At 73.3% G+C, this 16252-nt stretch carries 11 protein-coding genes; 3 read left to right on the forward strand and 8 right to left on the reverse strand.

Going from position 1 to position 16252, the window contains the following annotated elements; genetic code table 11:
- Positions 1-30 precede the first annotated feature (30 nt).
- The 4 genes from WMF28_RS38645 to WMF28_RS38660 all read right to left on the reverse strand — a co-directional run bounded on the left by WMF28_RS38645 (position 31) and on the right by WMF28_RS38660 (position 3478).
- Positions 31-453 carry a response regulator gene (locus tag WMF28_RS38645; protein WP_437598634.1) on the reverse strand — a complete coding sequence of 141 codons (423 nt, stop codon included), beginning with the start codon at positions 451-453 and terminating at the stop codon, positions 31-33.
- 664 nt (positions 454-1117) lie between these two features.
- Positions 1118-1771 (reverse strand): hypothetical protein, encoded by a 654-nt coding sequence (locus WMF28_RS38650; protein ID WP_437598635.1) that lies wholly within the window; start codon positions 1769-1771, stop codon positions 1118-1120.
- The gene (gene parA, locus WMF28_RS38655; protein WP_437598636.1) at positions 1722-2462 is read right to left on the reverse strand and encodes a ParA family partition ATPase; all 741 of its coding nucleotides are present in this window, start codon (positions 2460-2462) and stop codon (positions 1722-1724) included. Before parA ends, WMF28_RS38650 begins: the two co-directional genes overlap by 50 nt.
- A gap of 539 nt (positions 2463-3001) precedes the next feature.
- Complete coding sequence (locus WMF28_RS38660; RefSeq protein ID WP_437598637.1) at positions 3002-3478, reverse strand: DUF1801 domain-containing protein; 477 nt, start codon at positions 3476-3478, stop codon at positions 3002-3004.
- Positions 3479-3869: 391 nt separating this feature from the next.
- Here WMF28_RS38660 and WMF28_RS38665 point away from each other — a divergent pair, with 391 nt between their 5' ends.
- The 3 genes from WMF28_RS38665 to WMF28_RS38675 all read left to right on the forward strand — a co-directional run bounded on the left by WMF28_RS38665 (position 3870) and on the right by WMF28_RS38675 (position 10492).
- Positions 3870-5114: a PAS domain-containing protein gene (locus tag WMF28_RS38665; RefSeq protein WP_437598639.1), complete on the forward strand. Its 1245-nt coding sequence runs from the start codon at positions 3870-3872 to the stop codon at positions 5112-5114.
- 138 nt (positions 5115-5252) lie between these two features.
- The gene (locus WMF28_RS38670; protein WP_437598641.1) at positions 5253-9344 is read left to right on the forward strand and encodes a hypothetical protein; all 4092 of its coding nucleotides are present in this window, start codon (positions 5253-5255) and stop codon (positions 9342-9344) included.
- 50 nt (positions 9345-9394) lie between these two features.
- Positions 9395-10492, forward strand: a complete 1098-nt coding sequence (locus tag WMF28_RS38675) for a UDP-N-acetylmuramate dehydrogenase (protein WP_437598642.1) — start codon at positions 9395-9397, stop codon at positions 10490-10492.
- A 234-nt stretch (positions 10493-10726) separates the two neighbouring features.
- Here the strand turns inward: WMF28_RS38675 and WMF28_RS38680 are convergent, their stop codons facing one another.
- The 4 genes from WMF28_RS38680 to WMF28_RS38695 all read right to left on the reverse strand — a co-directional run bounded on the left by WMF28_RS38680 (position 10727) and on the right by WMF28_RS38695 (position 16181).
- The gene (locus WMF28_RS38680) at positions 10727-13753 is read right to left on the reverse strand and encodes a kelch repeat-containing protein (RefSeq protein WP_437598643.1); all 3027 of its coding nucleotides are present in this window, start codon (positions 13751-13753) and stop codon (positions 10727-10729) included.
- Positions 13754-13897: 144 nt separating this feature from the next.
- Complete coding sequence (locus WMF28_RS38685; protein ID WP_437598645.1) at positions 13898-14668, reverse strand: SAM-dependent methyltransferase; 771 nt, start codon at positions 14666-14668, stop codon at positions 13898-13900.
- 137 nt (positions 14669-14805) lie between these two features.
- Complete coding sequence (locus WMF28_RS38690; protein WP_437598647.1) at positions 14806-15357, reverse strand: GAF domain-containing protein; 552 nt, start codon at positions 15355-15357, stop codon at positions 14806-14808.
- Positions 15354-16181, reverse strand: a complete 828-nt coding sequence (locus WMF28_RS38695) for a hypothetical protein (protein WP_437598648.1) — start codon at positions 16179-16181, stop codon at positions 15354-15356. Before WMF28_RS38695 ends, WMF28_RS38690 begins: the two co-directional genes overlap by 4 nt.
- Positions 16182-16252: the final 71 nt, after the last annotated feature.

Consider the following 16252-nt stretch of genomic DNA (forward strand, 5'->3'; position numbering starts at 1 on the left):
TGAAGGCGGCCAGAAAGCCGGCGAGTTTCGCTAAGGTAGCTCCACGAGTCTCCAGTACTTGTTGAGCGCTGCCATGAGCTCGACGAAGCTGAGGAACGTGACGGGCTTGAGGAGATAGCCGGCCACGTTGAGGTTGAAGGCCCCCACCTTGTCACGGTCGTCGTTCGAGGTGGTCAGCACGACAACCGACGTGGCCACGAGATCCGGATCGGCCCGCAGCTCGCGCAGGAACTCGATGCCGTTCATCTTCGGCATGTTCAGGTCGAGCAGGATCAGCCGGCGCTCCACCGGGATGACGCCGCTGCGCAGGATCTCGAGGGCCTCGACCCCGTTGCCAGCGATCCAGAGGGGGTTCGAGATGTTGTTGCGCTGGAACGCCCGGCGGACGTTCATCACATCGACCTCGTCATCCTCGACGAGGAGGATGTTGAGGAGCTTTTCTTCAACGTTCATTGTCTCCTGGATCTCCTTGGCGAGGAGGGCGTGAACGTCAACCTCCGCGCGATGGCCGCCGCGGCAATTATCATGGCAAGACGGCGGCGGCCGCGGAGGTTTCGCGGCCGCCGGTGTGCCGGGGCGCGCTCCGACCTGCCCGCACCCGCGCGGGCTCCTCGAAATATTCCATCGCTCGAGCTTGGACCGCCGTTTCGCCCGGTTCAACTCCAGCAAGGAGCTTCCGTACCTCTGCCGAGCTTGCCAGTGGCGCTCGCCGGACGCGGCAGCGCCGGGCTTCAGGAGTCGCTCGGATCACGCTTCTGCCAGGTGAAGCGGAAGGAAGCCGGTGATCTTCTCGGCCGCCGGGTTCATGAAAGGCGCGACCGTCCCCTCGTCCCGAACATGCTGGGTCATCGCTCGTCCTGGTGGTCGCCTCTTGTTTGGAGGCTGGATAAGGCCTGCGCTCCGGGAATTGAAGGGCAGAACGCGTGATGGCCTGTTTGGGCCCGGAGAGGCTCGCAGGTGAGGAGGGAGCGCGCCAAGGCAGGAAGATCCTTGATCTTCCCCCGCTCGCTTTCCTGCCGCTGTCCGGGCGCTCCGGGCGCTCCGGTCGCGCCGAGGTTTCGCGCCGGGGTTCGTTCGGGAGCGGTTGTGTCTTGCCGCGCTCGCTCGTGCGCTCGGGTCAGCTCGCCCGGGGCCGCTGTCGCCACAGGGTCATCAGCACCCGCCCCACCTGGACTATGCGGCCGACGCGCCCGTTCGGGCTCGTGTCCGCCGCGCGGTACGGCTCCGCGCGGTACGGCTCGGCGCGGTACGTCGGGCCCGGCGGCGCCGCCTCTCGCGCGGCGGCTGCGCCGTCCGAGGCCGGGGATGCCGAGACCGACGCCGGCCCGAGGCGCCTGTCGAGGTGCACCTCGACCGCCTCGCCGACCAGGTTGCTCACGTCGCGGTCCTGCTCGATGCAGTGGAGCAGCAGCCGGTCCGCGAGCGGATCGGGGAGGTAGACGGTCACCGCGCGCCGCGCGCGGCCGTCGTTCCCGACGAGCACCGCCGGGACGGCCGGCGGCTCCGAGGTGGTGGCGAGCGCCTGGGGCTCGGCGGCCGCGCTCGCCTGCAGTGGCGCCGCGGGCGGCTCGGCGGCCGGCTGCGCTTCCGGCGCTCGCTCCTGCTTCGCCTCGGCCGGCCTGTCGTCGTCGTGCGCTCGCTTGTCTGCGGCGGGCCGCGACTTCAGGGCGTCGTGGGCCGGTTTGCCGTCGGTGCTGCCTGCGACGAACGCGTCGGCCTTTTCAGGCGACGGCGGCTTTCTTAGCGAGACCGCGACTTGCTTTTTCGCCATGATGAAGCTTCTCCAGTTCTTCGAGAAGGTGGGTGATCTCTCTGGCCGCGGCGTCGCGCGGCGCGTAGCCCGTCACCCCTTGCCCGCAGGCGAGGGACTCCTGGTAGGCAATGCGATAGCCGAGCTCCGTGGAGAGCACCGGCAGGCCCGAGGTCTCGAGCACCGCGCGCGCCGATTTGCCGAGCGCCGTGCGGCCCTGCTTGCGCGTGATGAGGATGCAGCCCTTGAGCGCGCTCCGCAGCGCCGCGGCCTCGCGGAACACCTCGATCGCGGCGGTGAGGGCCCAGGCGTCCGCGGCCGTGGGGCCGCAAGGGTAGATGGCCACGTCGGCGACCATCAGCGCCGACCGCGCGATCTCGCCGTGACGCGGGGGACAGTCGATGACGGTGAGGTCGTACGCGGCGGCGACGTCCGGCAGCTGCCCCGGCTTGTGCATCGAGGCCCCCATGGCCATGACGGTCGGGATCTCGTGCCCCGCCTCGGCGGCCACGTCGCCCCACGTGCGGACGGTCCCCTGGGGATCGGCGTCGACGAGCAGCACGCGGCGGCCGTTCGCCAGCGCGGCCACGGCGAGGCTCACGGCCGTGGTGCTCTTGCCGATCCCACCTTTCTGTCCGGTGAGCGCGATGATCATAAGTCCTCCCCCTAGCAGAACCTGCGCGGCGCGGTCCACTTTCTTGCAAGCGCCCACACGGCTGCTGCACCGCCATCGGAAGGGAATTCCCTACGCTGGCGTCGATTTTTCGGTGCTGTCGACGGGTTGGCCGGCACATCGCAAGAGGTGGTTCAGCTCTCTTTCGGGCCGGACGATCCTCTTCCCCCACGTCACCTGGACGCCATAAGGACACCCTGTCCAGATGCGCGTCCGGCGCGCGCGAGGGAGGGCACCTCGCGTGCGCCCGCGGGGCCTCGTCAGCACCGGAAGCGTGCGGCTCGGGCGAGCGGGCGAGCCGGAGCCCCGGGCGAGCAGGGCATCGAGGCCCAGGTGCGGCGGACAGCGGCCAGGCTCGCCCCCGAGCTCGGATGGGCGATCGTACAGAACGACGGCTGATCGAGCGGAGGGCTCCCCGACGACGGTCAGCTCGGCGGCGCGGCCTTCGACTCCACGTTCTGCTTCATCGCGCCGAGCCCCTTCTCGAAGTCAGCACCGACCCTCTTGTCCATGTCCATGAATAGCCCGAATGCTTCCGCCTCTTTCGGTCGTTCTCCTGCTTCAGGCGCAGCGCCCGATCAGGCCATGCTGGCGAGCTTCACCTGGTATGCTGCCCATTGTCGGATGATCGCGACGAAGGCGCCCCGCCTGGCCTCGAGGTCATCGAGGCTGGTGAACGTGACGATCGCCCGGTCAGCAGACAACCACTTCAGCAGGCCCGCCGCATCGTCGATCGACTGGCTGAGGGTGGATTCCGCACGCACGTTGGCCCCGTGGTGCAGCACGACCTGGACCGCGCCTTTGGCCCGGACGTTGGCCGTGGCGAACCATCCGTGGCAATAGAAGCTCGCTGAATTCCACTTGATCCCCTCGGTGATCGCCGGGTCGACCCCGAGGATGGCGCTCCGAATCGCCACGACCACGGCTTTGAGCGGGTGCTCCAGCGCAGCCAGGTAGGCCGTCACTGCGGCGGAGTCATCGTGTTCGCTGGTGGACGGAGCACGCGTCCCGCCGCTTCGCCGTTTCTTCGCCTCTTCCTGCGCTCCCTTTTTCATGACATCTTCCCTTCTCTCTGCATGAAGTCCATCGTACACGCCTCTTCGCGTGCGTCGCGCTTCGCGCGTGCAGAGCGCGGTCGAGCCCGCTGCGTCTCGCCAGCGCCCAGGGTCGCCTGACCACCGCCCCCGGCCGTGTGGAGCAGGGACGCTCGGGAAATTGCGGACCTCTGTGACAGCTCGACCCAGCCCGCGCTGTCACAGAGGTCCGCGTCGAGCGGACGGCGGACGACCACCATGTGTGCCCGGAAGGGCTCCTGATCCCCGGGGGCCCGTCAGCGCGATTGAATTCCACCTCACGCGCTCGGCTCAGCCCTCTCCCTCCCTCGCTTGTCGCTCGTCGGTCGTCCTCGACACCGGCCGCCGGCCCACGTTACCTTGAGGACGAACGATGACGAGCACAGCGACTGCCCCCGGATCCCCTGGGCTCCCCACGAGCTACATGAGCGCTGTCCGCAGCGCGCCTTTCGCGGTGATCGAGTGCGCGGGAAATCTCGACGATCTCGTGGTCGTCGCGTGGAATGACGAGGCAGAACGCCTCTTTGGAACTACCGCTGACGAAGCGGTGGGCCGCCGCCTCACGGACACGATCTTGAGCGCACCGGACGCCGAGGCCTGGCGGCGCTCGCTCGGGCAGGCGAGCGCCCCGCTGCGCTGCACCCATGCCCGCAAGGACGGGCGCATTATCGTGTGCGAGTGGCGACATGCGCCCGTGGTCGACGACGGCGGCGAGCCGATTCGGCTGCTCTGCTTCGGGCAGGATGTCACGGAGCAGGTCAAGGCCGTCGAGGTGCTGAGGGAGAGCGACGTCATCCTCCGGGCCATCCTCGGCGCCGTGGACACGGCCGTGACCCGGATGGATCGGGATGGCGTCTGCACCTTCCACGAGGGCAAGATGCTCCAGTCCCTCGGCCTGAAGCCGGGCCAGTTCATCGGCATGAACGTGTTCGACGAGCCTCCCACGCCGATGGACATGGAGCCGATGCGAAGAGCGGTCCGGGGCGAGCTCGTCCGCACCCACGTCGAGGCGTTCGAGATGGCCTGGGAGACGTGGGTCATCCCGGTCCGCGACGCCCGCGGGGAGCCCGACGGCGCGGTCAGCTTCACGCTCGACGGCACGGAGGCGAAGCTCAGGGAAGACGAGCTGAAGTCGCGGCTCGAGATCATCGAGCGCCAGCAAAACGTGATCCGCGACCTGTCGACGCCCATCATCGAGGTCTGGGACAGCGTGCTGACCCTCCCGATGGTGGGCGTCGTCGACAGCAAGAGGGCCGCCGATGTGATGGACGACCTCCTGGCCGCCATCGTGGACAAGCAGGCCCGCTTCGCGATCCTGGACCTCACCGGGGTCGAGTTCGTCGACACGAAGACAGCGAGTTATCTCATCGAGCTCGTCCGCGCCATCCGGCTCCTGGGCGCCGAGGGGGTCATCACGGGCATCCGGTCCAGCGTGGCGCAGACGATGGTCTCCCTCGGGCTCGACCTGTCGGGCATCGCGACCGTGGGGAACCTCCGCGCGGGCCTCAAGCTCTGCATGAAGCGCCTTTCGGCGAGCGACGCGGCGTCGTCCGGCGCGCCGGCGCGCAACCCGGCCGGAGGCGCCGCGCCGAGGCCCGCGGCGGGCGGCACAGGCTGAAGCCGAGGGCAGGAGGCCGGCCTCGCGGGTCGGGCGGACCGCGCCGCCGCCCCGAAGTTCGCGTTTGCGTCGGCGATCCCAGGCCCGTAAGGAACGGCGGACAGGCACCGCCGCGCGCGGCGCCGGGAGACGCCGATCGTGACCACCCAGCCCCGCAGCCCCAGGAACGTCGGCCAGCGCGCAACGAGCCCTCGCAGCCCTCGCCGCGCCGGGTGCGCCCCCGTCGCGCGCCAGGCCGAGTGCGCCCCCGTCGCGCGCCAGGCCGGGTGCGCCCCCGTCGCGCGCCAGGCCGCCCTGGCGCTCGCCCTGGCGCTCGCCGGCGCCGCGCCGGCCGCGTGCGCGCCGCGGGGGGCCGCGGCGCCTGCGGCCGTCGAGGCGCCGCTCCCCGCCGCGTTCGGCGCCGCGCTGGAGGCCGAGATCGCGAGCTCCGCCGCGGCGGCGCCGTACCTCGCCGCCATCGAGCGCGCCGTCGACGCGCCGAGCGACGAGGGCGCGCTCGCCACCGTGATCGCGTCGCTCGACGCGCTCGTCTTCGGCGCCGGCACCGCGAGCGGCCCCGCCCCCGACGCCTCGGCGATCGCCTTCCGCTCGCGCGAGGCGCTCCCCGAGGTCACCCGCCGCCTCCAGCGCGCCTGGGCGTTCGCCGACGTCGCCGGCCGCGGCGCGCCGGAGATGCCGTTCGTGCGCGGCGCGCTCGCGGCCGCCCTCCACCGCATCGCCCTCCACGTGGGCGACGAGGCCGCGGCGGCGACGTGGAGCGCGCGCCGCGGCTGCGCGGGCGAGGCCGCCCTCGTCGGCCCGCTCGACCCGACCCCGCTCCAGAGCCTCGCTCGCCCCTCGCCGGTGAGCTCCGCGCCGGGCGCCCCGCTCGCGCGGTCCTACCCGGGGATCGCGCCGTTCGCGAGGGCCACCTCGCCGATCGTGGTCCGCGCCGACGCCTGCGCGATCCCCGTCGACGCGGTGAGCGCCCTCCAGGGCACGCGCGCCGTGGTCGTCGACCTCCACAACCCGATCGCCCAGCGCGTGAGCCTCGCGCTCGCCTCGTCGTCCGCCGCCGTGCTCGAGGTGGGCGGCGTGCTCGCCCTCCAGCGCGACTACGCGGCGGGCGGCGCGCAGGTCACGCGCCTCGCGACGGTGGAGGCCCAGCCGGGGACGCTGCGCGTCGTCGTGCGCGTGGCGCAGAAGGGCGACGGCAGCGACGTCGAGCTCAGCGCGTGGGGCGAGAACGGCCTCCCGCTCCGCGCCCGCGCGCCGCGCCCCGGCGCCGCCGCGTCCGCGACCGCGGCGCGGCCCGCCGCGGTGAGCCTCGTCCCGGCCCCGGCGGCGGGCGGCGCCCCCGGCGATCGGCTCGGCCCCGCGGGCGTCGACGTCGCGGCCGCGGCGCTGCTCGCGCTCGGCGACGCGCGCGCGGCGGAGCACCTCCTCGACCCGGACGGCGACGGCCGCCTCCGCCAGGGCGGCGCGCCCTCGTCGGCCTCCGCGCCGGCCTCCGCGCCTCGCTCGTCGCCGGCCTCCGCGCCGCCCTCGCCGCGCCACGATCTGCTCTACGCGCGCGCCATCCGCCGCGTGGGCGATCTGCCCGAGACCAAGGTCGTCGAGCGCACCCGCGCCGCCGTCGAGCGCGTGCTCGCCGCGTGGCCCGCGTCGTGGGAGGCGCGCCTCTACAGGGCGGAGCTCGCCGAGCGCCGCGGCGGCCAGGGCGAGGGCACCATGGACGCGCTCCGGGAGCTCGGGGTGAAGGTCGCCCCGCCCGGCCCGGCCGGCCCGAGCGCGCCCGGGGTCGCAGACGCCGACCGGATGGTCCTCGCGGAGCTCGCGGTGACCGCCCGCCGCGCCGGCGTCACCGACGTCGCCGAGGCCGCGTACGAGAGGCTCGCCGCGGCGGCGCCGGGCTCGGCGTTGCTCGCCGCGGTCGACGACCGCATCCACGGCCGCGCCGGGGTCGACGCGGTCAAGGCCGCCTGCGGCGGCGGGCTCGATCGCTCGAGCAACGCGTGCCTGGGCGCGCTCCTCGGCGCGAGCGACCGCCCCGCGGTCCTCGCCGAGATCCAGCGGCTGCGCCGGCTCCGCCGCGCGCCGGGCGCCCTGCGCGAGGTCGAGCTGCGCGAGCGCGTCGCCCGCGGCGATCTGCGCGGCGCGCTCGCCGTGTACGACGCCATGCCGCCGGGCGAGCGCGTGATGCTGGAGGCGCTCGGCCTCGCCGCCGGCCGCGGCGACGGCCGCGCGGTGCGGGGCCGCCTCGCCCGCGACCGCATGACGGCGCGCGACGCCGCCGCCGGGATCGGCCCCATCTCCCGCGCGCTCGGCCTCACGCCGGACCCGGCGCCGCCGCTCGAGGTCGAGGGGCGCAAGCTCGTGCTGGAGGACCAGGCGAAGGCGTTCCTGCCCGGCGCCGCGACCGCGGTGCTCCGCCACGTCGAGCGGTTCACGATCTCGCCCGACGGGCTCGTCCACTACGTGACGTACGACCTCCGGCGCGTCTCCGGCACCACGGACGTCGCCCAGGGCGCGGTCGCCTACGGCCCGCTCATCGAGGGCCGCGGCATGGCGCGGCTGCTGCGCCGCCGCATCCACAAGCGCGACGGCCGCATCCTCGCGCCCGACGCCGCGTCGAACGCCGCGCAGGAGCACAGCGACCTCTCGCAGCTCGAGCAGGGCGACTACGTCGAGCAGATCACCGAGGGGTACGCGCTGCCGGGCGACGGCGGCCAGCTCGTCATCGACACGTGGGATCTGCTCCCCGAGCGCACCAGCGTCCGCGAGGCGACGATCGAGGTCCGCCGCCCGTCGTCGCTCCCGCTCGCTGTCTGGTCGCACCCGCTGCTCGGCGCCGCGGAGGAGCGCGTCGAGGGCGCCTCCAAGGTCAGCGTCTGGCGCATCAAGGACCAGCCGCCGCGGCGCATCGAGGACGGCGTGCCGCGCATGGAGATGGGCGTCGGCGTCAGCCTGGGGACGCAGACCTGGAGCCACGTGGCCGCGGCGATCGACGAGAACCTCCGCGCGCTCTCGGACCGCGACCCGACCATGACCCGGTGGGCGCGCGAGGCGGCGGGCCCCGAGCGGGCGCCGTCGCCCGCGCTGCTCGAGCGCGTCGTCGCGGCCGCGGGCAAGGCGGTGAAGGTCGCCGGCGGCGCCGAGCTCTCGGATTTCGCGGCGCTCATGGGCGGCGGCCCGCAGCGCACGACGGCGCGCACGATGATCGAGCTCGGCCAGGGCAGCCGGTCGTGGGTCGTCTACCGCGCCCTGCGCGAGCTCGGCGTGCGCGCCGATCTCGCGATCGCCGAGACCGAGCCGTTCAGCTCGTCGGCCGAGTTCCCGCCGCACGCCGGGCGCTTCCGCCACCCGCTCGTCATCGCGCGCCTGCCGGGCGGCGACGTGTGGATCGACGCCGACGTCGAGGGCCCGCCGCTCCCGCCCGGGCGCATCAGCCCCGAGCTGCGCGGCCGCGCCGCCATGCTGCCGGGCGGCGAGCTCGTCACGGTGGCCGGGACGAGCGGCGAGACCGGCGACGAGGTCGACCTGCGGCTCACCGTCAACGTGCAGGGTAACGCTTCGGGATCGTTCACGATTCTGCTGCACGGCCGGGCGGCGCAGGCGCTCTCGGAGGCGTTCGAGACGGTGGTCGGCACGGCGCGGCGCGAGATGCTCCGGGGCGTCGTGCTCGGCTGGCTCCCGTGGGCCGACGTCGAGGACGTCACGGTCTCGTCGACCGAGGGCTCGTGGGAGGTCGCGCTCCGCGCCGCCGTGACGATCCACGGCTTCGCGCGGCCGGAGGGCAAGGACGCCGCGGCGTGGACGCTGCCGGGGCTGGAGCCGGTGCACCTCGTGTTCCCGCGCGCGTTCACGGGCACGCTCGGCGCCACGTACGCCTCGCGCGGGGCGCGCAAGAGCGCGCTCGCGATCGAGACCGCGCTCCAGTACCACGTGCGCCGCCGGATCGAGCTGCCGGAGGGCTACGCGGTCCTGCGCGCGCCCGAGGGCGTGCGGGTCGAGCACGCGGGCCTCGCGGCGTCGCGCAAGGGCAGCTACGGCGCGGTGATCGAGGAGGATTTCGCGATGAGCTTGCCGACGGGGACGGTGTCGACAGACGAGTACAAGGCGTTCGTCGAGCGGGTGCAGGCGGTCGACAGCGGCTTCATGGCGGGCATCCGGGTGGCGCGGCCGGCGCCGCCGGCGAGCGGCGCGCAGAAGCCGGCGGCGCGGCCGCAGGGACCGGAGAAGAAGCCCTGAGCCTCGACGTCCGCGAGTCGGTCCCGCTGGCCCCGCTCACGACGCTCGGCGTGGGCGGCCCGGCGCGCTTCTTCGCCGAGGCCGAAGGCGGCGCCGCGGTGGTCGAGGCGTTCCGCTTCGCCGAGGCCCGCGGCGTGCCGCTGTTCGTGCTGGGCGGTGGCTCGAACCTGCTGGTCGCCGACCGCGGCGTCGACGCGCTGGTGCTGCGCGTCCGCGTCCGCGGGGTCGAGGTCGTGGGCGCGGAGGGCGGCGAAGGCGGGCGGGGCCCGAGCCTCCTCGTGCGCGCGGGGGCGGGCGAGGGCTGGGACGGCCTCGTGGCGCGGGCGGTCGCCGAGGGCTGGGCGGGGGTCGAGTGTCTGTCGGGGATCCCTGGGGACGTCGGCGCCACGCCGATCCAGAACGTGGGCGCTTACGGCCAGGAGGTCGCCGAGACGATCGCCGAGGTGGGGGCGATCGACCGCGCGACGGGGGCGGCCGCCGTCCTTTCCGGAGCGGACTGCGGGTTCGGGTACCGCGACAGCCGGTTCAAGCGCGCGTGGCGCGGGCGGTATGTCATCACGGCGGTCACGTTCGCGCTGCGCCCCGGGGGCGCCGCGGCGGTCCGCTACCCCGAGCTCCAGCGGGCGCTCGCCGCGCCTGCGGCGGGGGCCGCGCCGCCGCTCGCCGAGGTGCGCAGCGCGGTGATCGCGCTCCGCCGCGGCAAGTCGATGGTGCTCGATCCGGGGGACGAGAACGGCCGGAGCGCGGGGTCGTTCTTCATGAACCCGACGCTCGATGCGGGCGCGGCGGCGGGCGTGCTCGCGCGCATCGAGGCGGCGGGCGTGCTCGCGCCCGGCGAGGCGATCCCGCGGTATCCGGCGGGCGGCGGCCGGGTGAAGCTGTCGGCCGCCTGGCTCATCGAGCGCGCCGGCTTCGCGAAGGGGACGCGCCACGGCGCCGCGGGCATCTCGACGCGCCACACGCTCGCGCTGGTCAACCGCGGCGGCGCCACCGCGGCCGAGCTCCTCGATCTCGCGCGGCGCGTGCGGCGCGGGGTGCTCGACCGGTTCGGCGTGGCGCTCTCGGCCGAGCCCGATCTCGTGGGGTTTGCGCCCGGCGAGACCGACGATCTGGCCAGCGGCGCCCACGCGGCCGACCCGGCGGGTTGAGCGGCCGAGCACGGTGAGCAGCGTCCGAGCGTCCGGGTGGTGGGCGCATTGGCCCGGAGAGATGTCACATGAAGGCGGGAAGGCGGGAAGATCATTGATGATTTTCTTCCCGCCTCCCCGCCTTCATGTTCAAATGTCCCCGCCACCCGCGTCCGGCTCTGCGAGAGGGGCCCACGGGCGACCGGGGCCCCGCGATGTTCCGCGGCTGCGGGCCATCGCGGGGCCTTCTGCGTTTCAGCGCCCGCGGCGGCGCGCGAAGAGGACGCCCAGGGCCAGGAGGGCCGCGAAGCCGCGTCCGCTGTTCTCCGTGGATCCGCCTGCGGCGCTGCAGCCGCCGCCCGGCTCTTCGCCGCCGCCGGTGCTGCCGGTGCCGCTCACGCCACCCATACCGCCCTGACCGCCGGAACCGGCCATTCCGCCGGTGCCGCCGCCCGCGCCGCCCATTCCGCCGGCCCCGCCCATTCCGCCGCCGCTTCCGCCCATTCCGCCGGTGCCGCCGCCCGCGCCGCCCATTCCGCCGGTGCCGCCGCCCGCGCCGCCCATTCCGCCGGTGCCGCCGCCCGCGCCGCCCATTCCGCCGGCCCCGCCCATTCCGCCGGCGCCGCCGCTGCCGCCCATTCCGCCGGCGCCACCCGCGCCTCCGGCCCCGCCCATTCCGCCGGCGCCACCCGCGCCGCCGGCCTCGCCCATTCCGCCAGCGCCTCCGCCCGCGCCGCCCATTCCGCCGGCCCCGCCCATTCCGCCGGAGCCGCCCGCGCCGCCGCTTCCGCCGCTGCCCTCCGGGGTGACGCCGCCCTCGTAAATCTCCGCGCTTTCATGCGCCTCGGGGTCGCCGTCTCCGGACGAACAACCTGCCCGCAACCCCCCGAAGACCAGGACGCGATTGCCATCGAGCAGCACGGACCACGGAGCGTCGCGTAGCCTGCTCAGGTTCTGCACCGTCGACCAGCCATTCGTCACGGGGTTGTACACAGCGGCGCTGCGGAGGGTGCACTCGTTGCCTCCTGTCCATTCCTTGCCGCCCGCGATGAGCACCATTCCGTTTCCGAGCAGCGTGGCCGTGTGACGTCGGCGCGCGACGTCCAGGGGCCCGGTCACGGTCCAGTCATTCGTCGCCGGCTCGTAGACCTGCGCGTGCGGGACGTTCCGTCCGCCCGTGACCAGCACCCGACCATCGCCGAGCAGCGTCGCCGTGAAATCGGCGGGCGGCATGAGCAACGCCTGCGTGGGCGTCCAGGTGTTCGTGGCCGGGTCATACCGATCGGCGCCGTCGCCGCTCACCACGAGCACGCCGCCGTCGAGCAGCCTCGTCGCCTTGTGCCCGGAATGCGCGAAGGTCAGCGTCCCGGCCGGGGAGAACGTCCCCGTGGCCGGATCGAAAAGCTCCGCCGTCGCCGGATTGCCCGCGCCGCCGCTCACCAGCACCTTCCCGTCGTGCAAGAGGACCGCCGAATGCCGCGAGCGCGAGGCGCCGAGCGAGCCCGTCGCAGACCAGGATCTCGTCGTCGGATCGTAAAGCTCGGCGACCGCCGTCCCGCCGCCCACGGCGAGGATACGATCGTCAGGGAGCCCCACGAGAACGACGCTCGGATCGTGGTGCGCGACCATCGTGCCGGTGAGCGTCCACGTCGTGCTCACCGGATCGTAGACCTCGGCCGTCGACGGAGAATCACCGCCCACGACGAGGATCTCGCCGGTCGAGACCCGGATCGACGCGGCCTTGCGGCGCGCCTGCGAGAGCGGCGCGACGTCGCTCCAGGCGTTCGTCGCCGGATCGTAGAGGTTGGCGGACAGCGTATCGTTCCAGTCGTTGTCGTACCCGCCGGCCACGAGCACGCGGCCATCGGCGAGCTCGGCCCACGTGCCGTCGTGCCGCGGCACGGGCATGTTCCCGGCGGGCGTCCACGCGGGCTGACAGCCGACGGGCGACTCCCCGACGCAAGCGCCCGCCTGGCAGACGCCGTTCGCCGTGCAGCCGTCGGCGCTGCCGCAAACGGCGCCGCTCAGCGGCGTGCAGGTGCCATTCGCCGACGCGCCCGCGCTCACCGCGCACGCGTCGCACGAGCCCGCGTCACACGCGGCATCGCAGCAGACCCCGTCGACGCAGAAGCCGCTCGCGCATTCGCCCGCAAAGAGGCAAGAATCGCCCGGGGCCGCGAGGGTCAGCCGCTCGACGCTCGTGCTCCCGCCGCCGGCCAAGAGCACCCGTCCGTCCGCGAGCGCCGTGGCGGTGTGGCCGCTCCGGTCCGCGTTCAGGTACTTGCCGAGCGACCACCTCCCGCTCGCCGGATCGTAGACCTCCGTGAGCGCGCCGCCGCCGGCGACAAGCACCCGGCCATCGGCGAGCGGCGTGGCCGTGTGCTTGTGATGGGTGACGTTCATCGGCGTCGCGGTCGTCCAGGTATTGCTCGCCGGATCGTAGAGCGCCGCGCTGCGGTTCGTGGAGGAGAACCCCTCACCGCCGTAATCGGTGTAGCCGCCGGCCACGAGCACCTTGCCATTCCCGAGGAGCGCCGCGGTGTGCCCTTCCCGATTCTGGATCGAGCCCGCGGCGGTCCACGTGCCCGTGGCCGGATCGTAGAGCTCCGCGCTGCCGATGGGGTCGCCGGAGGCGTCCACCCCGGCCACCGCGAGGACCTTGCCGCTCGGCAGGAGCGTGGCCGTGTGGGAGGAGCGCACCTGCGCCATCGACCCCGCGGCGGTCCACGTATTCGTGACGGGATCGAAGATCTCGCTCGACCTCATCACCCACTCTTCGAACTCGCCGGCGGCCACGAGGATCCGGCCATCGGGCAGGAGCGTCGCGGTGTGGCGCTCGCGCGGCGTGAGGAGCGGCGCGGCGAGCGTCCACGTGCCCGTGGTGGGGTTGTAGATCTCGACGGCGTCGGTCATGCCGCCGGCCACGACGACCCTGCCGTCCGGAAGGAGCGTCGCGGTATGGCCCGTGTGCGGCGTGCTCATCGGCGCGACGAGCGTCCATGTATCCGTGCCGGGGTCGTACACCTCCGCCGTGGCGCTCGCTCCGCCGGCCACGAGGACCTTCCCGTCGAACAAGCGTGTCGCCGTGTGCCCGCTCCGGCCGACGTTCATCGGCGGCGCCACGTCCCAGCGCGGCGCCGTGAGCGCGGCGGCGGCCGCCCCGATGCCGTGCTCCTTTGCGTGGCTTCGCGGGACATCGGCGCCAGTGCATCCGAGCGCCGCGACGAGCGGCGCGACGAGGAGGACGGGGGCGAGGCGGCGTAACAGTGAGACGGATCGCATGCCAGACGATAGCGGCCTCAACGTTTTGAAAACAAGACAAAGCGACAGCCGCGAGATGGGTCGACACACGCTGTCCGTCATCATCGAAACGGAGAGCGGGTCCCACATCTCCGCGCTGCGGCAGCAGGGGATTCCCCAGGTGTTCTACGGCTCTCGCGCGGCGGGCTTCAGCAACGTATAGAAGCCGAACCCCAGCGTGTCGCGGCCCCACGTGAGGTACGCGTCATGCCAGGCGCGAACGCGATCGGCCATCGCCGGCGTATCCGGGTCGGTCGGGTTCGCCTCGACGTGCCGCTCGACGGCGGCGCAATAACGGCCCTCGTACTCGTCCCACTCGTCGTCGCTCGCGCACGCGGTCGACAGCACACGAAAGCCCACCTCCCGCGCGACGCGTGCATTTCCGGCGTGCGTAGTCATCTCGTCCTCGGTCGCCCCGCCGAGCGCTTCGAGGTAGCCGGGCTCGGGCCGTCGCCTCCAGAAACCGTCGGCGAACAGCGCCACGCCGCCGGGGACGAGGCGCGCGTACGCCCAGCGGAGCGCCTCCGCGAACGTGCCCACCGCCTGGCTCGATCCCATGCAGACGACGGCATCGAAGCGCGCCACGTCGCCCACCACGTCGGCGAGCGCCCTGTCCACGAAACGCACGCGCGTATCGAGGCCACGTCGCGAAGCCTCCGCGCGCGCAGCGGCGATGAAGGCCCCGTTGAGATCGACGCCGAGGCCGGAGGCCGGAGAGCGCTCGACCAGGTCGAGGAGAAACCCGGCCCGACCGCAGCCGATATCGAGCACCTCCGCGCCTTCGCGGAGCGCGAGCCCGTCGACGAGCCGCGCGGCCTTCTCCGCCGAGAGCGGGGAGAGGTAGCGGTGCGTCGCGTGGGCGATGGTCGTGAACTTCAGCCGATCCGGGACGGGCATGGTCGGCGCATCATGGCACGAAACGGGCGTTCCGTGACGTTCACCGCGGCTTCAGGACGAGCGCCCTGCTCCGCCAGCCCACGCGGTTCGTGAAGTAGATGTGGGCGATGCACGACTCTTGCCGCCCGGTGAAGCCCTCACCATTGTACACGGCGAGGTCGCATTCCCTGAGCTCCCGCGAGATCGGCGAACTCGGCGACGAGGCGGAGCGCCTCGCCCCCGGCGCCGTCGGTCCCGTACTCCACGTACACGGTGCCGTAGACCTCGCGGCCGTGGGCGAGGGGCACCACGAGCCCGGTGGACGCGCCCGACGCCTCGAGGCTCTCGAGGAGCGTGAAGCGCGGCGCGTCGGTCTCCCGGGACAGGCGGACGATCTGCCGCGTCTCGATGGCCTGCCGCACGAGGCCGCGGCTGGACCTGCGCTCCTCGTCGGTGATCGTCGCTCGATATCTCCACTCCTTGTGGTTGCCGTTCGCGTCATAGAACAGCTCCCGCAGCCGCGGCTGCGTCTCGGCCACCACGAGCTCGTCCACCTGGTTCGCCGCGTGCGGCCGCGGGCCGGTGTAGCGGTACTCGTTCCGGTACGTCCTCTCCCGGATCGGGTAGTCCAGCCGCCACTGTCCCGGGCCACTCGGCACGTACCAGGCGACCTCCTGCCCCTTCTTCTTCACGTTCCCGAGGACGTTCATAGGTACGCGATGTCCAGCGCGTACCACTGCTGCTCGTTTCCCCGCTCCTGGTAGGTCCCCGACGCCTCGGTCAGCTGATAGAGGTCGTCGTACGCGAACCGCTGCTCGGTCGTCGCGACCATCACGGCCCCACCGAGCGACTCGTCGAACGGCGCCTCCGACGCCGTGTCGGGCACGAGCCGGGCGACCGGCACCGGCGCTCCATCGATCCTCGCGCCGCCCAGCGCCCCGCTGCTCCCGGCCGCTTCCTTCTGGAAGAGCGCGACGTAGATTGGCTCGCCGGCCTCGACCTCCAGGTCCACCGCCACGGGCAGCGCGGTTCCGGCGCTGCTCGGCGCCACGTACAGCTGCTTGTACAGCAGCCGATGCACCCCCTGCACCAGCAGCGTCACCGGCGTCGTCCCCGGTACGAACAGCAACCCCTCGAGCCGCACCGCCCCCGTCTCCGGCGCGATCCAGGGCGCGCGGCGCGCTCCCGGCGTCCACCGCTGCACCGGCATCGCCACGTACGGCTGCTGCTGGATCAGCGCCACCGGCAGCGGCGCGTCCTCGGCCGTGTCGCTGTCCAGCTTGCAGCCGGCGCGACCGTTCGGCTGCATCGCGCACTGCGCAGGCCCGCAGCGCCGCTCGCCGCTCTGCCGGTCAGCGCGGCAGTACGTCCGATACTCCACCGCCGGCGCCCATGCGACGCGCGCCGGGTCGTCGGGCACGTCCGACTTCACCCGGAACCACAGCCGATCGCCCTCCTTGACCCCGATCAGCCCGTTCGCATTGCCGTGCAGCCGTCCCGCGAGCGCCAGCACCCCGGCCTCCGCGCTCACCACGTCCTCGCATCTAGAACTTCTGCGGACAGATGTGGTGCCGCTGCATCTTCACCGGCGCAAGCAGTGCTCGG

Origin of the sequence: Sorangium sp. So ce590 (genome assembly GCF_051521365.1) — a bacterium.
Taxonomy (GTDB): domain Bacteria; phylum Myxococcota_A; class Polyangia; order Polyangiales; family Polyangiaceae; genus Sorangium.